The following is a 17,449-nucleotide window of genomic DNA, read 5'->3' on the forward strand; positions in this document are numbered from 1 at the left end:
CCTCCGCTTTGCACACATTACCAAGCCTTCATGGTGGCGCCACAAAACGCCAACGATTATCGGCGTAGTGGCAAGGCAAATTCCGTCTCGAACAAGGTACTTCAAGCGCATGTGTGGAATCATCGGCATCGTCGGCAAGGAACAGGTCGCGGATCGGCTCGTCGACGGTCTGCGCCGCATGGAATATCGCGGCTATGACAGCGCGGGCGTCTGCACGGTCGAAAACGGCCAGCTGATCCGCCGCCGCGCGCAGGGTAAGCTGATCAATCTGGTGAACGAACTAGCCCGCGATCCCGCGCCGGGCCTGATCGGCATCGCCCACACCCGCTGGGCCACCCACGGCGCGCCCACCGCCGCCAACGCCCACCCTCATGCCACCGAACACCTCGCCCTCGTCCACAACGGCATCATCGAGAACTTCAAGCCGCTGCGCGAAGCCCTCGAATCGCGCGGCCGCACGTTCGAGAGCCAGACCGATACCGAAGTGGTCGCCCACCTCGTTTCCGAACAGGTCGAAGCCGGGCTCTCACCGGAAGAGGCTGTGAAGGTCGTCCTTCCGCAGCTGCGCGGCGCCTTTGCCCTTGCCATCGCCTTCCGCCAGCACCCGGACCTGCTGATCGGCGCCCGCCTCGGCTCGCCGCTGGTCGTCGGCTATGGCGACGGCGAGACCTACCTCGGCTCGGACGCGCTTGCCCTTGCCCCGCTGACGCAGCGCATTTCCTACCTTGAGGAAGGCGACTGGGTGGTCATCACCCGCGACGGCGCACGCATTTTCGATGCGGACAACAACCCGGTGGAGCGCGAAATCGTCTCCTCCGGCGCCTCGGCCGTCGCCATCGAGAAGGGCAATTACCGCCACTTCATGCAGAAGGAAATCTTCGAGCAGCCGACCGTGGTGGCGCAGACCCTGCGCAGCTACATCCACCAGGTGGATCAGTCGGTCGCCCTGCCGCAGATCGATTTCGACCTTTCGGCAATCAAGCGCATCACCATCGTCGCCTGCGGCACCAGCTTCTACGCCGGCATGGTCGCGAAATACTGGATCGAGACCTTCGCCCGCCTGCCCGTCGACATCGATGTGGCTTCCGAATTCCGCTACCGCGACCCCGTTCTGGAGCCGGGCGGCCTCGCTCTATTCATCTCGCAATCGGGCGAGACGGCAGACACCCTTGCCGCGCTGAAGCACTGCAAGGCGGCCGGCCAGACCATCGCCGTCGTCGTCAACGTGCCCACCAGCACGATGGCGCGCGAGGCGGACTTGCTGCTGCCGACCCACGCCGGGCCGGAAATCGGCGTCGCCTCCACCAAGGCCTTCACTTGCCAGTTGGCCGTGCTCGCCGCGCTTGCCGCGCACCTTGCCGTCAAGCGTGGTCGCATGGACCGCGCGGAAGAGAACGAAGTCGTCCAGCACCTGCTGCAGACCCCGGCCAGCCTCAACGCCGCGCTCGCCTTCGACGAAGAGATCGCGGCGATGGCGCACCTGATCGCGCCTGCCCGCGACGTGCTCTACCTCGGCCGTGGTCCCGACTATCCGCTGGCCCTCGAAGGCGCGTTGAAGCTGAAGGAAATCAGCTACATTCACGCGGAAGGCTATGCCTCGGGCGAGATGAAGCACGGCCCCATCGCGCTGATCGACGAGGCTGTGCCGGTGATCGTGCTCGCCCCTTCCGGCCCGCTGTTCGAAAAGACCGTCAGCAACATGCAGGAAGTGCGCGCGCGCGGCGGCAAGGTGGTGCTGATCTCCGACGCCGAAGGCATTGCCGAGGCGGGCGAAGGCTGCATCGCCACGATCGAGATGCCCCGCGTCCACCCGCTGATCGCGCCGCTGGTCTATGCCGTGCCGGTGCAGCTGCTGGCCTATCACGTCGCCTGCGTGAAGGGCACCGACGTCGACCAGCCCCGCAATCTGGCCAAGAGCGTAACCGTCGAATAATCGCCCGCGGACGCGCGGAATGCGACGGACCGAAAGAGGGTTTACCTGGTAATAACCCTTCCAAGGGTATGTCCCGGTCCGTGGAAAAACGGTCGCAAACCCCTCAAGCGCTCCCGAAAGAGCTGCCCGTCCTCGCCGTGCTCGGCTTTTCCGAGCCGGCGGAGGGCGATTGGGCACGCCTTCGCGGTCTCCAGTACTCCTGCCTCGGTCGCGGAAAGGCGGCACGAATCGCAACGCAAGTGGCGGCCATGGTCGCCACGGTCGCGGTGCTGTTCGGGCACATGCACCCCGCCGCGATCGGCGCCTGGGCTGTGGCTGTCTGCGCCGTACTGTGGTGGGGCGCCAGCGTGGAAGGCGGCCTTGCCGATGCCGACCGCCGCCGCCTGACCAGCGCCGAGATTCGCCGCCATGGCATGACAGTGGCGGCGCGCGCCGTTGTCTGGGCGATTCCGGTCTGCGCCTTCGGCCCCTTCATCGACGTTCAGGCGCAAGTGAAGCTGTGGGCCGTGATGGCCATGCTGATGACCGGCTGCGCGGTGCTGATGCCGGGTGTGCCGCTGGGCACGCTGATCTTCACCGGCATCGTCGGCGGATCGACGATCGGTTATTTCATCGTCTTCGGCAGCTATGACATGGCGCTGGTGGGTCTGGCCTTCGTCGGCGTGATCATTGCCGGCGCGGTCGAAAGCGCGCGCCAGTACCTCTCCACCAAAGTCGCCGAAGCCGGCATGCATGAGCGGGACGAGGTCGTCTCCATGCTGCTGCGCGAGTTCGAGGAGGGCGAGGCGGACTGGCTGTGGCAGATCGATACCGCCCGCCGCGTGCGCGCCGTATCGCCGCGCTTCGCCTATGCGCTGGGCCGCGACGCTGTGGAGATCGAGGGCGTTCCCTTCATCCAGCTGATCGCCGGTTCCGCGTGGGACAGCGGCCAGTTCCCGCCCAGCCTCCATGACCTTGCAGAACGCCTGAAGCGCCGCGAAAGCTTCTCCAATCTGCTGGTGCGCGTCACCATCGACGGCCGCCCGCGCTGGTGGGAGCTTTCCGGCACCCCCAAGATTTCCGATAGCGGCCAGTTCGACGGCTTCCGCGGCGTCGGTTCCGACGTGACCGAAGCGCGTGAGAACAGCGACAAGATCGCCTGGCTCGCCCGCTACGACACGCTGACCGGCCTGCCGAACCGCCTGATGCTGACAGAGGCGCTGGGCGAAGCGCTGGCCTATGCCGAAAAGTGGCGCACCCGCTGCGCCTTCCTGATGATCGACCTCGACCGGTTCAAGGCCGTCAACGATACGCTCGGCCATCTGGTCGGCGACCAGTTGCTGGCGCGCGTGTCCGAACGGTTGAAGGGCCAGATGACCGACAAGGAACTCTGCGGCCGCCTTGGCGGGGACGAGTTCGCCGTCGTCATTCGCGACGCCACCGATCTGGAACACGTCAACCGTGTGGCCCAGCGCGTGATCCAGTCGCTCTCTCAGCCCTATCATGTCGACCATCACACGCTCTACGTCGGCGCTTCCGTAGGCTCGGCGATCGGCCCACGCGATGGGCAGACGGTCGAAACGCTGATGCGCAATGCGGACCTCGCGCTATACCGTTCCAAGGACGGCGGCGGCAACGCGCACTTCACCTACGAACCGGCGCTCCATGCTCATGCAGAGGAGCGCCGCCAGCTGGAATTCTCGCTGCGCAACGCGCTGCAGCGGCAAGAATTCACCCTCAACTACCAGCCGGTGGTCGATGCCGACAGCGAAGCCGTAGTCTCGTTCGAGGCATTGCTGCGCTGGACCAGCAAGGAACACGGTTTCGTCAGCCCGGCGAAGTTCATCCCGCTGGCAGAGGACACGCGCCTGATCGTCCCCATCGGCGAATGGGTGCTGAAGGAAGCATGCCGCGAAGCGATCAATTGGCCCGAACATGTCCGCGTGGCGGTCAACGTCTCGGGCGAGCAGTTGCTGGACCACAACTTCGCGGCCAGCGTCGTCGCCGCGCTTACCCAGAGCGGCCTCACCGCCTCGCGTCTCGAACTGGAAGTCACCGAAAGCATCTTCCTGCGCGACGCCACCCTCGCCCGCTCTGCGCTGGAGCAGGTCATGGCGCTGGGCTGCAAGGTGGCGCTGGACGATTTCGGCACCGGCTATTCCTCGCTCGGCTACCTGCGCAAGCTGCGCTTCTCCACCATCAAGGTGGACCGCTCCTTCGTGCAGGGCGCGGCGACCGGCAATGCCGAAAGCCTCGCCATCATCCGCGCCGTCGTCGCCATGGCGGACAGCCTCGACATGTCCACCACGGCCGAAGGCGCCGAGACCGAGAAGGAAGTGGAAATGATCCGCCAACTCGGCTGCCGAAAGATCCAGGGCTACTACTTCGGCCGCCCGATGGCGGCGAAGGACGCGCTCGGCCTGTTCCATAACCGCAGATTCGCCCACGACCAGACCGCCGCCTGAGGGCGTGGGTCCGGTCGTTCGGGCCGCGCACGAATAAATTGTGGTTGCCAGTTTCCGCCGGTTTCGCTGACATGATCCCATGTCCGACGAGACCATCGACCTGTCGAAGCTGAGCGAAGCCGAACTCCATATCCTTCGACTTTTCGCGCAAGGTCACACTGCCAAGAGCGTGGCGACGGCGACCGAGCGCAGCGTAGGTGCCGTCAACGAGCGACTGCGCGAGGCGCGGCGCAAAACCGGCATTGCCAGCAGCCGCGAACTCGCCCGCATTCTTGCAGCCCAAGAAAATCGGGACGAAAAAATCGATCTCGATCCGCGTGATGAAGAAGGCAACGACCTGGAGGCCGGCCACGCATCTACGCGATGGCCATGGTTGACCGGAGGGCCCTTCATCATGATCGCCATCGCGCTTGTCGGCAGCGTACTCGCCGCAATAATGCTTACACCGTCTGCCCCCGTACCGGACATCGTACCGGGCGTCGAACCGGCGACGCAGCCTTTGCCGATAGACCCCGCAATCGGGTCCATGGCGTCCAGCATGTCACCGGGAGAACAGTATCGGCAGATCCGGGCGGAGAAGCGCGACGATTCTTGGGCGGCATCGGCAGAACGCGCCGTCGCTGCGGAATACGACAAGATTTTACGCCATCGCGGCGTCAAGGAGAAGGCGCGTGTCTACTGCGCAGCCACCATCTGCGAAGTGACGCTTCGCGCAGCCATCAATAACGCCCAGAGCGCTGCGCTCGCGGAAGACTTCCAGAAACGTTCCTTCTACGATCGACTTGCCGCGCAGGGCTATGTAGGGAAAAGCGCCGGCTTCGGCGGAGATAAAACAGCCGACGGCCCTGTTTTCATCCACTTTTCCTATTGGACCAAATCCGCATCGGACAACGAAAAACGCCCCCGGTGACGGGGGCGCTCGTTCGATCCGTACTCCCGGAAGGTCGCGTCAGGCGCCGACCATGCCGCGGATGGCGCTTTCGAACAGCGCGCGGCCGTCGGTGCCGCCGTGCGTCGCCTCGATAGCGCGTTCCGGATGCGGCATCATGCCCAGCACGTTGCCTGCGGCGTTGAGCACGCCGGCGATCTGGCGGGCCGAGCCGTTGACGTTGTCCACATAGCGGAATGCCACGCGGCCTTCGCCTTCCAGGCGGTTCAGCGTTTCCTCGTCGGCGTGATAGTTGCCGTCGTGGTGGGCCACGGGGATCGAGATCTCCTGCCCGGACTCATAGCCCGAGGTGAACAGCGACTGCGCGTTCTCCACCTTCAGCGTCACGTCGCGGCAGACGAAGCGGATGCCGGAGTTGCGCAGCAGCGCGCCCGGCAGCAGGCCGCTTTCGGTCAGCACCTGGAAGCCGTTGCACACGCCGAACACCGGCACGCCGCGATTGGCGGCATCGATCACGGCGCGCATCACCGGCGAGCGCGAGGCGATCGCACCGCAGCGCAGGTAGTCGCCGTAGGAGAAGCCGCCGGGCAGGCCGATGAAGTCCAGATTGTCCGGCAGATCGGCGTCGCCGTGCCAGACGCGAATGCATTCGTTGCCCGAGATCTTCTCCAGCGCCACCGCCAGATCGCGGTCGCAGTTGGAACCCGGGAACGTGACGACAGCGGAGCGGAACGACATCAGGCGACCTTCTCGATGCGGTAGTTCTCGATCACCATGTTGGCGAGCAGCTTGCGGCACATGTCGTCAAGCGCTTCGTCGGTGACGGTTTCGGCAACGTCCAGCTCGAAAAGGCGGCCGGCACGCACGTCGTTGACGCCGGCAAAGCCGAGGCCTTCGAGCGAGTGATGGATCGCACGGCCCTGCGGGTCGAGAACACCGGGCTTGAGGCTGACGTGGACGCGGACTTTCATCTGGGGACCTTTCGCTTCGCGGAGCGCAGATTCGTTTCACAGCGCCTATGGCCCCGAGAACGCTTCGGGGCAAGGTGTGAGCGGCCGTTCGATGCCACCTTTGCAATTGAAGGCCGTTCGCCAACCTGCCATTTCGGCGCGATGCAAGATCCCATCTCGTTCGCCGGACAAGTCGCCATCGTTACCGGAGCGGGCCACGGCCTTGGCCGGGCCTATGCGCTAGAACTGGCGCGGCGCGGCGCGAAAGTGGTGGTGAACGATCTTGGCGCCGCGCGCGACGGATCGGGCCATTCCGATGCCGCGCTTGCCGTTGTCGAGGAAATCCAGGCGCTTGGCGGCGAGGCCATGGCCGATGGCGGCGACGTTTCGGATTTCGCGCAGATGCAGGCGATGGTTGCCCGCGCGAAGGAAGCCTGGGGTGGCATCCATGTACTGATCAACAATGCCGGCATCCTGCGTGACCGCACTTTCGCCAAGATGGACATGGCCGATTTCGAACTGGTGGTGCGCGTCCACCTGCTGGGCAGCGCCTGCGCCACCAAGGCGGTGTGGGACACCATGCGGGAGCAAAACTATGGCCGCGTGCTGATGACCACCAGCTCCAGCGGCCTCGGCGGCAATTTCGGGCAGGCCAACTACGGCGCCGCCAAGGCGGGCGTGCTGGGGCTGGCCCGCACCTTGCGCATGGAAGGCGCCAAGTACGGCATCCGCGTCAATTCGCTGGCGCCCACCGCCGGCACGCGGATGACGGCGGACATCTTCCCCGACGAAGCCTATGCCGCCTTCGAGCCGGAGGCCGTGGTGCCCGCCGCACTCTATCTCGTTTCTAACGATGCCCCTACCGACGCCATCGTCGCGGCCGGGGGCGGAGTCTGCCAGGGCGTGTTCATCACCATGAACGAAGGCGTGTTGCTGGAAGGCGATGCGCTCACCGTCGAAGGCTTTGCGGCCGCGTGGAACCGCGTGCGCGACCGTGCGGGCGACCGGGTGCTGGAAACCGGCATGGAACAGGCGCATCACGCCTTGTCGTTGCTGCTGAAATCCAACGATTAAAATTCGTACTGCTGCGTTGACGCCCCTCTCCCCGCACTACAATTCAAAGAACGCGATATTACCGGGGGAATACAGGGCAATGCAGGGGCAGATTGCACCGCGCGACAAGGCGCGGCTGAAGACTTATTCCATCGTCACGCAAGTGGCCGCGGCGGGCAGCGCACTGTGCTGTGTGGTGATCGTTCCGGCCATCGCGGTCATGCAGTACTTGCTGCGCCATGGTGCCTACCGCACCGACTCGCAATTCACGATTTGGGCGGGTGTCGCCGGACTTGCGATCATGGCTGCCGCGGTCTTTTACCTGATCGCCGTGGTCGCGTTCCTGCTGTGGTTCCACAAGGCCATCGCCAACTTGCGCAATGTCGGCCTGTCGGGATTGGTGGCTAGGCCGCTGTGGGCCGTGGCCAGCATGTTCGTGCCGATAGCGCAACTGTTCGTCCCCTTCGCAACGATGCGCGAACTGTGGAATCGCAGCCATGGGGAAGACGAATATCAGGCGCGGGCCAGCGTCGGGGCGGTGACGACATGGTGGACCTGCCTGCTGGCCGGAACGCTGCTGATGACCATGCAGTTCATCACCGCATTCATCAACCTATTGACCCCCTTCAAGATCTTGACGCCCACTGCGCTGGCTTTGGGGCTGAGCCTGGCTGGCCTCGTCTTCTGGTGCCTTGCCGCGGGCTATCTGACCGTGATCGTGCGCCGGATCACCACTGCGCAAGACTCACTGATGGACGGAAAATCGATCTTCGCCTGAGCGTCAGTCCTCAACCACTTTGAGCAGTTTGCGCTCCAGCGGGCTGAGTACATTCACCAGTTCGTGCCCGCGCTTGAGGATTTGCCCGGCCTCACCGAACAGCGTCCACATGCCCTGCTTGGCGCGCAGGGCCGGACGCTTTTCGATGCGTGCCTGCGGGCGCTCCGCCGCGCGGCGGAAGGCGCTAAACTGCGCCGCCTCCTTGTCGAAATCCATCGCGTAGTCGCGCCACATTCCGGCTGCGACCATGCGGCCGTAGAGATCGAGGATGCGCTGGAGTTCCAACCGGTCGAAACCGATCTGAAGCGGCACGCGCCCCGGAAAGGCGACTACGCCTGCCGGAAGCGAACTTGCGCTGCCCGGATTCCCGCTGCCGTGTGGGCCTGCCGCCATTCCCGCGTCAGGCGCCCTTCACGACCGGTTCGGCGTGTTTCTCTACCTCACGCGCTTTCAGCAACTGATCGACCTGCGCCCGCAGCGCGGCAACCTGCTCTTCCAGTTCGTCCACGCGCTGGCTGCCCACCGGTTCGCACGGCTCCTTGCAGGGCGTGCCGTAGGGCATGAATTCCTTGGCGTAAGTCTCCGCCTTGACCAGCGTGGAGCGGGCCTTGACGCCGATCATCGTCGCGCCTTCTGGCACGTCCTCGGTCACCACCGCGCTGGCGCCCACGCGGGCGCGCTTGCCTACGGTGACGGGGCCGATGATCTGCGCGCCGGAGCCCACGATCACGTTGTCCAGCAGCGTCGGGTGACGCTTGCCGCCCTTTCCGTTGGTGGGGTTGGAACCGCCCAGCGTCACGCACTGGTAGATCGTCACGTTGTCGCCGATCTCGGCCGTCTCGCCGATCACGGTGAAGCCATGGTCGATGAAGAAGTTCTTCCCGATCGTCGCGCCCGGATGGATGTCGATCGCCGTCAGGAAGCGGGAGATGTGGTTCACCACGCGCGCCATGAAGAACAGGTCGGCACGGAACAGGCGGTGTGCGATCTTGTGAAAGAACAGCGCCCAGACGCCCGGATAGAGCAGCACTTCCCACCGCGAACGCGGTGCAGGGTCGCGCGCGACGACCGAGTCCAGATAGCGGACGAGATTACCCAGCATCGCGCGAATCTCCCATCAAACGGTCCGCATGGCAATGCCTGCCGAACCGATGGTCAAATACCTTTGGTGTCGCCGCCCTTAACCTCTTCCAGCGCATCGCGCCAGATCGCCAGTGTCGGCGGCTGCTTGCGTTCCAGACTGAGACGATCGATCGCGCCGACCAGCCGCTCGACGCCCAGATGGCTACGCTCCGCGCGCGGTACAAGGTAGTCGATCGCCGTCGGATCAAGCGCCAGCCCGCGCATCTGCGCGTGAACGTCGATCAGGTCGGCCATCATCGCCTCATCCGGCGCGTCGATTTCCAGTTCCAGCGCGGCGCCAAGGCGCGAACGCAGGTCCGGCAGCGCCACCTGCCAGCGCCCCTCGCCTTCGCCACGGCGATGGCTGGCAACGATCAGCAGCGGCCGGTGGCTTTCCTGCGCACGGTTCCAGGCGTGGAACACCGCGTCCTCTTCCATGCGGTCCGCATCGTCCAGCGCGTCGCCCTGCCCGGTCTCCACGAACCAGCGCGCCAGCAGGGACTTGCCCGCCCGGGCCGGCCCGGAAAGAATCGCGGCGTGAAACGGCCACTGGCCCGGTTCCAGCAATGCATCCACCGCATGTGCGTTGGCGTTGCCCACGACAATGCGCGGCGGGCTGTCGCTCGCGGTCGACAGTGGAAGTGGTATCTGCCTCATCCCCCGAAACCTTCTAGCGGCTGATTCTCAGCGCGCCGCCCCCTGCCGAAACCTTCCAGCCCTGCGCTTTCAGAGCGGCAGCCAGCCGGTCGGCACCACCTTCGGCGCTCACCCGCAATACGGAAATGCCACCGATCGCCAGACTGACAGTGGCCGCGCCCTTCACGCCGGGCGCACCGCGCACGGCGGCGAGCGCGGCATCGACCGATGCAGCATCCGGGCTGGCGAACTGGACCGAAACCGTCTCCACCGTCGCTGCGGCAGGCGCGCCCGCCGTCGGGGCCGGCGGCACCGGAAGGTTCGGCACGATCGGCGCCACATCCACATCGGGCGGCGGCGCGCCCTGCGGCATCAGTTTCTGGCGCAGTTCGGCGAATGCCCGGTCCAGCGCGGCCTGGCTCATCGTCAGCGTGGGATCAGGATGCAACTGCCCGCTGGCCAGCGCCGTGCGATAGATACCGTCGACCCGGTCCACCGCCTTCGCCATCATGGCGGGCAGTTCCTGATCGCTTGCCGCGTCCAGTTCGAAACTGTCGAGGAAAGTATTGTCCGGGCCGTAGCGCGCAGTGAACGTGCCGTGGATCGGCCCACCGGGCCACTGACGCTCAAGCCGGGCGACCGGGATCAGCACGTCGGTCGCGCCGAACTGATCGAGCACGCCGCGCCACCACAGGCGGCTGCGGCGAGTCGCCTGCCCGGCGGTCAGCAGCAGCGAATCGCCGCCTGCGCCCACGGGGCGAACGTAATCGACCGGGCTTTGCGAGGCCTGGAACTCGGCCCATGCCTTCTGCCAGGGGCCGCGCACTTCGAAGACCTGCTGCACGCCGCCCGAATAGAGCACCGGCACCAGCAGCAACGGCGCGGACCGCGCGACGGCACCGCCACCGCCCACGAACTGACCTGCCTTGCCCTTGTCGAAGATCACGCCCAGCGTGGCGATATAGCGGCGCGGGCCGACCTGTTCCTGCCCGATCACCACTGATGAGACCATGGCATCGATCGATTCGACCGGCATGTCCGGCCCGCCCAGTTTCTTCCAGGCTTCCTTCTCGGCCTGCTTCCAGCCTTCGAGTCGCGCTTCCGCGCCGGTCTTGGCCGTCACATCGACCTGAATGCCGTTGACCTGGATGTCTTCGGAATTGGCGAGCGGAGGAATTCCGCGGTCGCCTTCAACTTGCGCGGCGATTCGCCAGGCGCCGAATCCGACCATTCCAAGCGCCGCGCAGCCGCCGAGCAGCACTGCTGCACGTGCCGCAGTCCAGCGCCGACCCTTGTCGTGGCCGGCCAATCGCCGGAAATTCTGGGAGAACGTGATCGCCATCGTCGAAACCGATGCGCCTTTTGCCTAAACGGGAATGGAAATCCAAGCCGGAAAGCGATAGGGGCGCGCAATGTCCGACGATAACTCCCCGAAGAGCTACTCTTACGAGCAGGCCGGCGTCTCGATCGCCGCAGGAAACGCACTGGTGAAGGCCATCGGCCCGCTGGCGAAATCCACCGCACGCCCCGGCGCCGATGCCGAACTGGGTGGCTTCGGTGGCTTCTTCGACCCACGCGCCGCCGGCTATAAAGATCCGCTGCTGGTCGCCGCGAACGACGGCGTGGGCACCAAGGTCAAGCTGGCGATCGATCATGACCGCCATGATCATATCGGCATCGACCTTGTCGCCATGTGCGTGAACGACCTTATCGTCCAGGGCGCGGAGCCCCTGTTCTTCCTCGATTATTTCGCCACCGGAAAGCTTGAGAACGGCGTGGCCGAGCGTGTGGTCGCCGGTATTGCCGAAGGCTGCAAGATGTCGGGCTGCGCCCTCATCGGCGGCGAAACCGCCGAAATGCCGGGCATGTATGCCGCCGGCGATTACGATCTTGCCGGCTTCTGCGTCGGCGCCGTGGAACGCGGCGAACAGCTGACCGGCGACAAGGTGGCCGATGGCGACATCCTGCTGGGCCTCGCGTCCTCGGGCGTGCACTCGAACGGCTATTCGCTGGTTCGCCGTCTGGCCGAAGACAAGGGCTGGAAGCTCGACCGCCCCGCACTGTTCGATTCGGACGTGCTGCTGATCGACGCGCTGATCGCGCCCACGCGCATCTATGTGAAGAGCCTGCTGCCCTTCATCCGCGCCGGTCGTATCAATGCGCTTGCCCACATCACCGGCGGCGGCCTGCTTGAAAACATCCCGCGCGTTCTCCCCAAGGGCCTGCATGCCCGCATCGACGTTGGCGCCTGGCCGCAACCGCGCCTAATGGCGTTCCTGCAGGCGCAGGGCAATATCGAGCCGGGCGAGATGGCCCGCACCTTCAACTGCGGCATCGGCATGGTTCTGGCAGTCTCGCCGGACGAAGTCGCTTCGCTGAAGGCCGAACTGGAAGCCGCCGGCGAAACCGTCTTTGTGATCGGCGTGATCGAAGAAGGCGACAAGGGCTGCACCGTTCAAGGCAAGGCCGAGGAATGGTCTGCCCGCGAAGACTGGGAAGCCATCCACCTTGCCTGACAAGGCAAAGATCGCGGTCCTCATTTCGGGCAGCGGCACCAACATGGCCGCGCTGCTCTATGCCAGCCGGCTGGACGGCTGCCCGTATGAGATCGTCCTCGTCGCCAGCAACAAGCCGGACGCGTCGGGCCTTGCGCTCGCCGCGACCGAGGGTGTGGCGACCTTCGCGCTCAGCCACAAGGGAATGAGCCGCGAGGAACACGACGCGGCGATGGATGCAGCGATTCGCGAATCGGGCGCCCAGTGGGTCGCTCTCGCCGGTTACATGCGCATCCTCACCGACACCTTCGTTGAGAAGTGGAACGGGCGGATGGTCAACATCCACCCTTCCCTGCTGCCCAAGTACACCGGCCTGCAGACCCACCAGCGCGCCATCGACGCTGGCGACAGCCATGGCGGCGTGACCGTTCACCTCGTCATCCCCGAACTCGACGAAGGCCCGATCCTCGGCCAGCTTCCGGTCGCCATCGTACCCGGCGACACCGCCGAGACGCTGGCCGCGCGTGTGCTGATCGCCGAGCACCAACTCTATTCGCGCTGCCTGGCCGATCTCGTCTCGCGTGAGGCGTCGCCCGAGTGGCTGCTGGAGCGCGTGCGCGAACGCGCCATGGCGCTGCCGGAAGCGGATGAGATTTCCAGCCACGGCATGCCTTGTTTCGGCATCGTGAAGGGCAAGAAGTTCGCCTACTTCACGTCCGACCATCACGGCGACGGTCGCACCGCGCTGCTGGTGAAGATCAGCGGCCCGGACGAGCAGGCCATGCTGATCGAGCAGGACGAAGACCGCTACTTCCGTCCCGCTTATTTCGGCGACGGCTGGATCGGCATCCGTCTGGATCTTGGCGAGAACGACTGGGATGCGATTGCGGACTGGCTCTCGCGCTCATGGCGCGCAGTGGCGCCGAAGAAGCTGACCGCGCTGCTGGATGTGGCGGATCAATTCTGAGAGAGCGCCGATAACCCGGCGCTAAATTCCCCACCCTCACCCATCAACATAACTCCCGTCATCCCCGCGAAGGCGGGGATCCCGCTTTTCGTCGCGCGCGTGGAGAAAAGGAAGCGGGGCCCCCGCCTTCGCGGGGGCGACGAAATGTAATGGGTTCGGCGGGCGTGTGCCGGCCACCCAACCTGGCAGCCCCAACACCCCAAACCGCCGCTTGAATCAGGCCCCAACCGCCCTCGCGTCGCGGATCATCCGGCCGATCTGGTCAAGCAGGGTCAGACGCTCCTTCTTGAGGTCCTCCAGCCGCGCGTCGGAGGCGACTTCCAGTTGCTCCTCGATCCGGTTTATCTTCCCGTTCACCTCGCCATAGCGATCGACAAGCGCCGCAAAATGGCCGCGCGTGGCCTTGAGGTGGTGCAGGACTTCGATATCCTCGGGAAATTCCTCGGCGAGTTCGTGGGGCTTGTAGGTCATCGGCTCTCCTCTGTGCTCGATCGAGCTTCGATTTTAGCCCCTCGCCCCTCGCCGCATCTTGCGCGAGATCAAGCGCAAGGCGGAAAATTTCAGATCTGCGAGTAATCCACCTGCGGCCGGCTTTCACGGGTGCCGAGATAGCGCTTGTCAGGCTCGCGCGGATCACCCGCGATCAGGACGTGGTCGTCGTGAACCTCCACCAGCGTGCCCACGAAAGGAAAGCCTTCAAGGCTGCCGTTGACGCGGTAGCTGACGGTATCGCCCACCTTGAACGAGGCGGCGTCGAAATTGAATTCGAAGGGGCAGGCTTCGCCCGTTTCACCCATGCCTTGCATTTTTCTCTCCTCTTGGCGGGGAAAGTAACTCAGATGCCGGCAGCGCCAAATCGAAAAGCATGCCGCTCAGCCGATTTCCTCGATCTTGCAGGTCTTCTGCGTGCCGCCGGGCAGCGTCAGCATAGCGTCGTCACCCTTGGTGAAGAGGCTGGCCTTGCCGGCGTAGTTCTGCCCTTCGTAAAGCGCGCCCGATGCACTGACGACATGGGCAAGCCCCACCCCCTGATCCTTCCACGCCAGCCAGACCGCACCGGGATCGGTGTTCACGAAAGTGACGGAGACGCCGAAGTCCTGACCGTTGCAGGCCAGCGCCAGCGGGCCTTTCGACACCCCCTTGGCATCGTCCGCACGGGCATCGGCATAGCCTTCACGCAGTTCGTGAATGCGCATGGCATATTGATTGCGCACGCAGGCGGGCTTGTCGTCGGCCTTCCAGCAATCGTCGCGCCCCTTGATCCAGCCGCGCTGGGTGGCCTGAAGCTCCTTCTTGCGCTGCGCGTTTACGTGCGGGCCGGTAAGGGCAAGCTCGTAGAGCCGCATCAGTTCGCGATCCATCGCCGCCAGTTCGGGCGTGGTGCAGATCAGCTTCTGCGTATCGCCATCCGCCTTCGCACAATCGAAGCTGGGCGTCGCCACCGCGGCCGGTGCCGCATCTGTGGCCGCCACCGTCTCGGTGACGAACTCGGTGGCCGTATCCTCTACCTCGGGACTGGCTGAAGGACTGGGTTCTGCGCCTCCCCCGCCCGAACAGGCTGCGAGGAACAGGAGTATGCTAGGTACGGCCAATTGCTTCATCGCCTGCCTCCAGTCGCATGAGACGGACAACCAATTACCAGTGAAACCACTCGAACAAAAACAAAAAGGCCGCCCAACTGGACGGCCTTCTCATTATCGAATGAAGCGCTTGCTTCAGCCGACGATTTCTTCGGGCTTGAAGAAGTAGGCGATTTCGATCGCCGCGTTCTCGTCCGAGTCCGAACCGTGGACCGAGTTGGCTTCGATCGATTCGGCGAAGGTCTTGCGGATGGTGCCTTCAGCAGCGTCGGCCGGGTTGGTGGCGCCCATCACGTCGCGGTTGGTCTTCACGGCGTCTTCGCCTTCGAGAACCTGCACGACCACCGGGCCCGAGATCATGAACGACACCAGATCGTTGAAGAAGGGGCGTTCCTTGTGGACGGCGTAGAAGCCTTCAGCCTGCTCCTGCGAGAGCTGGATGCGCTTCGAAGCGACGACGCGCAGGCCGGCTTCTTCAAGCAGCTTGGTCACGCCGCCGGTCAGGTTGCGGCGGGTCGCGTCGGGCTTGATGATCGAGAAGGTGCGGGTAACCGCCATGGTAGGTTCCTTGCGAGAGGGGTTTTGAATTGTTGCGCGGGCCCGTAGCCGGGAACGCGTCGCTCCGCAAGAATTAGGCGCTGTAATGATTAACCCTCAGAGGGGGAAAATCATCCGGCCTGAACCCATCTCCCGCCATCCTGCTTCCAGTAATAGTGCTCCACGCCCTCACGTTCGCGCAGCGCGCGCCACGTATCGCGCGCGTGCTGGAGGGTGGACTGGTCGAACAGGAAGAAGGTGCGCGCGAAAGGCTCCGCACCCTCGCGCCACTGGCCATCGGCAATCGCCATGAATTTGGCGCCGTTGGCAGGCTCAGGCGCGTCGGAAATGAGGATCGGCTGGCGACCCTCTCCGTTCTCGCCCGCGAAACCGTTGGCGAGGAAACTTTCGGGGCCAGTGGACCACAGCGCCTGACAGATGCGCTGGCGCTGGCCAAGGTCGGCGGAGACGACGAGCAGACGCTCGCCATTCCCCGCGACCTTTCCGGCGATCAGCGCCAATGCGCTTTCGGCAGGGTCACGACTGAGCTGATAGAAATCGACGCGCATGTCGCGGCCCTGCCCGTTTTACTTATGCTTCGAGGTTGTCGCGCACGAAGCGGTCGAGCAGGCGCACGCCGAAGCCCGAAGCACCCTTGTCCCAGGTCGCGCCCGGCTTGTCGGTCCACACGGTGCCGGCAATGTCGAGGTGTGCCCAGGGGGTGTCGTTCTCGATGAAACGCAGGAGGAACTGCGCCGCGGTGATCGAGCCGCCAAAGCGCGGCCCGACGTTCTTGATGTCGGCGATCGGGCTGTCGATCATCTTGTCGTAGTTCGGGCCCATCGGCATGCGCCACAGGCGGTCGCCCGAGGTGTCGCCGGCGGCGGTGAGCTGCGCGGCAAGGTCGTCGTTGTTCGAGAACAGACCCGCATATTCGTGCGCCAGCGACAGGATGATCGCGCCGGTCAGGGTGGCAAGGTCCACCACCTTGGCCGGCTTGTACTCACGCTGCACCCAGGTCAGCGCGTCGCACAGCACCAGACGGCCTTCGGCATCGGTGTTGATGACTTCGATGGTCTGGCCCGAGAGCGAGGTGACGACGTCACCGGGGCGCTGGGCATTGCCGTCGGGCATGTTTTCCACAAGGCCGCAGACGCCGACCACGTTGGCCTTCGCCTTGCGCAGCGCGAGGGCGAGCATGGTGCCGGCCACCGCGCCGGCGCCGCCCATGTCCCACTTCATGTCTTCCATGCCGGCCGCCGGCTTGATCGAGATGCCGCCGGTGTCGAACGTCACGCCCTTGCCCACGAAGGCAACCGGGGCTTCGCCGGCATTGCCGCCCAGCCATTCCAGCACCAGCAGGCGCGCCGGACGCGCAGAGCCCTGCGCCACGCCCAGCAGTGAGCCCATGCCGAGATCGGCCATTTCCTTCTCGTCCAGCACGCGAACCTTCAGGCCGCTGCCGGCCATCTTAGCCTCGCAGCGCGCGACGAACGATTCCGGATAGATCGCGTTGGCCGGCTCGGTCACCAGTTCACGGGTGAAGGACACGCCTTCCACGATGGCCTGTTCCACGGCCCAGACCGCCTCGGTGCCTTCCGGCGCGCCGATCACGGCGATGTCGACCAGGCTGGGCTTCGCGTCATCGGCCAGCTTGGTGCGATAGGTGTCGAGACGCCATGCGCGCAGCACTGCGCCGAGGAGAGCGCCAGCCGCTTCGTCGGCCGAAAGGCCGGCGCCGGTCAGGTCCAGCGTCACAGCGGTTTCGCCCGAGGTCAGGTACTTGGCGACAATGCCCGCGCCCGCACGCTCGACAGCGCCCTTGCGGTCCTTACCATCGGCAGCACCGATCCCGGCCAGCGCCACGCGCACGATCTTGCCGTCACGCTCTACGAAGCCCTCGAACACCTGTCCGGCCTTGCCGGTAAAGCGCGAGGCTTTCGCGCCTTCCGCCAGCACCGCTTCCAGATCGGCGGGAATCGCGTCCTGATTCACGAAGCGGGCGACCAGACGCGCCGTGGGGGCGGCAGCGGCGTCAAGGAACTGGATATTCATGGGATCTCCT

Annotated in this window: 19 protein-coding genes; 7 read left to right on the forward strand and 12 right to left on the reverse strand. The window is 65.1% G+C overall.

What is annotated here, in order from left to right:
• Positions 1 to 109 precede the first annotated feature (109 nt).
• The 3 genes from glmS to ACZ1JV_RS20670 all read left to right on the forward strand — a co-directional run bounded on the left by glmS (position 110) and on the right by ACZ1JV_RS20670 (position 5,287).
• Positions 110 to 1,933 (forward strand): glutamine--fructose-6-phosphate transaminase (isomerizing), encoded by a 1,824-nt coding sequence (gene glmS / locus ACZ1JV_RS20660; RefSeq protein ID WP_465135604.1) that lies wholly within the window; start codon positions 110 to 112, stop codon positions 1,931 to 1,933.
• Between the two features lie 68 nt (positions 1,934 to 2,001).
• Positions 2,002 to 4,377, forward strand: a complete 2,376-nt coding sequence (locus tag ACZ1JV_RS20665; RefSeq protein ID WP_465150310.1) for a putative bifunctional diguanylate cyclase/phosphodiesterase — start codon at positions 2,002 to 2,004, stop codon at positions 4,375 to 4,377.
• A gap of 79 nt (positions 4,378 to 4,456) precedes the next feature.
• Positions 4,457 to 5,287: a helix-turn-helix transcriptional regulator gene (locus tag ACZ1JV_RS20670; RefSeq protein WP_465150311.1), complete on the forward strand. Its 831-nt coding sequence runs from the start codon at positions 4,457 to 4,459 to the stop codon at positions 5,285 to 5,287.
• A gap of 39 nt (positions 5,288 to 5,326) precedes the next feature.
• On the opposite strand, the gene purQ is transcribed toward ACZ1JV_RS20670, so the two are convergent.
• The gene (gene purQ / locus ACZ1JV_RS20675) at positions 5,327 to 6,004 is read right to left on the reverse strand and encodes a phosphoribosylformylglycinamidine synthase subunit PurQ (RefSeq protein ID WP_465150312.1); all 678 of its coding nucleotides are present in this window, start codon (positions 6,002 to 6,004) and stop codon (positions 5,327 to 5,329) included.
• A complete protein-coding gene (gene purS, locus ACZ1JV_RS20680) occupies positions 6,004 to 6,237 on the reverse strand; it encodes a phosphoribosylformylglycinamidine synthase subunit PurS (RefSeq protein ID WP_465135608.1) in 234 nt (77 codons plus the stop codon). The genes purQ and purS overlap by 1 nt, the downstream gene beginning before the upstream one ends.
• A 141-nt stretch (positions 6,238 to 6,378) precedes the next feature.
• Between purS and ACZ1JV_RS20685 the strand changes: the two genes are divergently transcribed.
• Both ACZ1JV_RS20685 and ACZ1JV_RS20690 read left to right on the forward strand, forming a co-directional pair.
• Positions 6,379 to 7,290 carry an SDR family NAD(P)-dependent oxidoreductase gene (locus tag ACZ1JV_RS20685; RefSeq protein ID WP_465150313.1) on the forward strand — a complete coding sequence of 304 codons (912 nt, stop codon included), beginning with the start codon at positions 6,379 to 6,381 and terminating at the stop codon, positions 7,288 to 7,290.
• Positions 7,291 to 7,369: 79 nt separating this feature from the next.
• Positions 7,370 to 8,047, forward strand: coding sequence for a DUF4328 domain-containing protein (locus ACZ1JV_RS20690; RefSeq protein ID WP_465150314.1), 678 nt, complete (start codon positions 7,370 to 7,372; stop codon positions 8,045 to 8,047).
• 3 nt (positions 8,048 to 8,050) lie between these two features.
• On the opposite strand, the gene ACZ1JV_RS20695 is transcribed toward ACZ1JV_RS20690, so the two are convergent.
• Genes ACZ1JV_RS20695 through ACZ1JV_RS20710 form a run of 4 tightly spaced genes read right to left on the reverse strand, consistent with a single transcriptional unit; the run spans position 8,051 to position 11,147 of the window.
• Entirely contained in the window at positions 8,051 to 8,440 is a 390-nt protein-coding gene (locus tag ACZ1JV_RS20695; RefSeq protein WP_465150315.1) for a DUF2794 domain-containing protein, read from the reverse strand.
• A gap of 7 nt (positions 8,441 to 8,447) precedes the next feature.
• On the reverse strand, positions 8,448 to 9,149 hold the full coding sequence (gene epsC / locus ACZ1JV_RS20700; RefSeq protein ID WP_465150316.1) for a serine O-acetyltransferase EpsC: 702 nt from the start codon (positions 9,147 to 9,149) through the stop codon (positions 8,448 to 8,450).
• 53 nt (positions 9,150 to 9,202) lie between these two features.
• Positions 9,203 to 9,826, reverse strand: coding sequence for a P-loop NTPase family protein (locus tag ACZ1JV_RS20705; protein WP_465150317.1), 624 nt, complete (start codon positions 9,824 to 9,826; stop codon positions 9,203 to 9,205).
• A gap of 13 nt (positions 9,827 to 9,839) precedes the next feature.
• Positions 9,840 to 11,147, reverse strand: a complete 1,308-nt coding sequence (locus tag ACZ1JV_RS20710) for a heavy-metal-associated domain-containing protein (RefSeq protein WP_465150318.1) — start codon at positions 11,145 to 11,147, stop codon at positions 9,840 to 9,842.
• Between the two features lie 70 nt (positions 11,148 to 11,217).
• On the opposite strand from ACZ1JV_RS20710, the gene purM reads away from it, so the two are divergent.
• Both purM and purN read left to right on the forward strand, forming a co-directional pair.
• The gene (purM, locus tag ACZ1JV_RS20715; RefSeq protein ID WP_465150319.1) at positions 11,218 to 12,321 is read left to right on the forward strand and encodes a phosphoribosylformylglycinamidine cyclo-ligase; all 1,104 of its coding nucleotides are present in this window, start codon (positions 11,218 to 11,220) and stop codon (positions 12,319 to 12,321) included.
• Entirely contained in the window at positions 12,314 to 13,267 is a 954-nt protein-coding gene (purN, locus tag ACZ1JV_RS20720; RefSeq protein ID WP_465150320.1) for a phosphoribosylglycinamide formyltransferase, read from the forward strand. Before purM ends, purN begins: the two co-directional genes overlap by 8 nt.
• Positions 13,268 to 13,483: 216 nt before the next feature.
• Here purN and ACZ1JV_RS20725 read toward each other — a convergent pair whose 3' ends face one another.
• From ACZ1JV_RS20725 to ACZ1JV_RS20750, 6 genes are all read right to left on the reverse strand, one after another.
• Entirely contained in the window at positions 13,484 to 13,738 is a 255-nt protein-coding gene (locus ACZ1JV_RS20725) for a YdcH family protein (protein ID WP_465135616.1), read from the reverse strand.
• 89 nt (positions 13,739 to 13,827) lie between these two features.
• Positions 13,828 to 14,073 carry a hypothetical protein gene (locus ACZ1JV_RS20730; protein WP_465135617.1) on the reverse strand — a complete coding sequence of 82 codons (246 nt, stop codon included), beginning with the start codon at positions 14,071 to 14,073 and terminating at the stop codon, positions 13,828 to 13,830.
• Between the two features lie 66 nt (positions 14,074 to 14,139).
• The gene (locus tag ACZ1JV_RS20735; RefSeq protein ID WP_465150321.1) at positions 14,140 to 14,868 is read right to left on the reverse strand and encodes an MliC family protein; all 729 of its coding nucleotides are present in this window, start codon (positions 14,866 to 14,868) and stop codon (positions 14,140 to 14,142) included.
• A 114-nt stretch (positions 14,869 to 14,982) separates the two neighbouring features.
• Entirely contained in the window at positions 14,983 to 15,405 is a 423-nt protein-coding gene (gene ndk / locus ACZ1JV_RS20740) for a nucleoside-diphosphate kinase (RefSeq protein WP_054440762.1), read from the reverse strand.
• 110 nt (positions 15,406 to 15,515) lie between these two features.
• Complete coding sequence (locus ACZ1JV_RS20745; protein WP_465150322.1) at positions 15,516 to 15,953, reverse strand: DNA polymerase III subunit chi; 438 nt, start codon at positions 15,951 to 15,953, stop codon at positions 15,516 to 15,518.
• Between the two features lie 22 nt (positions 15,954 to 15,975).
• On the reverse strand, positions 15,976 to 17,439 hold the full coding sequence (locus tag ACZ1JV_RS20750) for a leucyl aminopeptidase (RefSeq protein WP_465150323.1): 1,464 nt from the start codon (positions 17,437 to 17,439) through the stop codon (positions 15,976 to 15,978).
• Positions 17,440 to 17,449 lie beyond the last annotated feature (10 nt).

Source organism: Novosphingobium sp. BL-S-19, assembly GCF_055521675.1.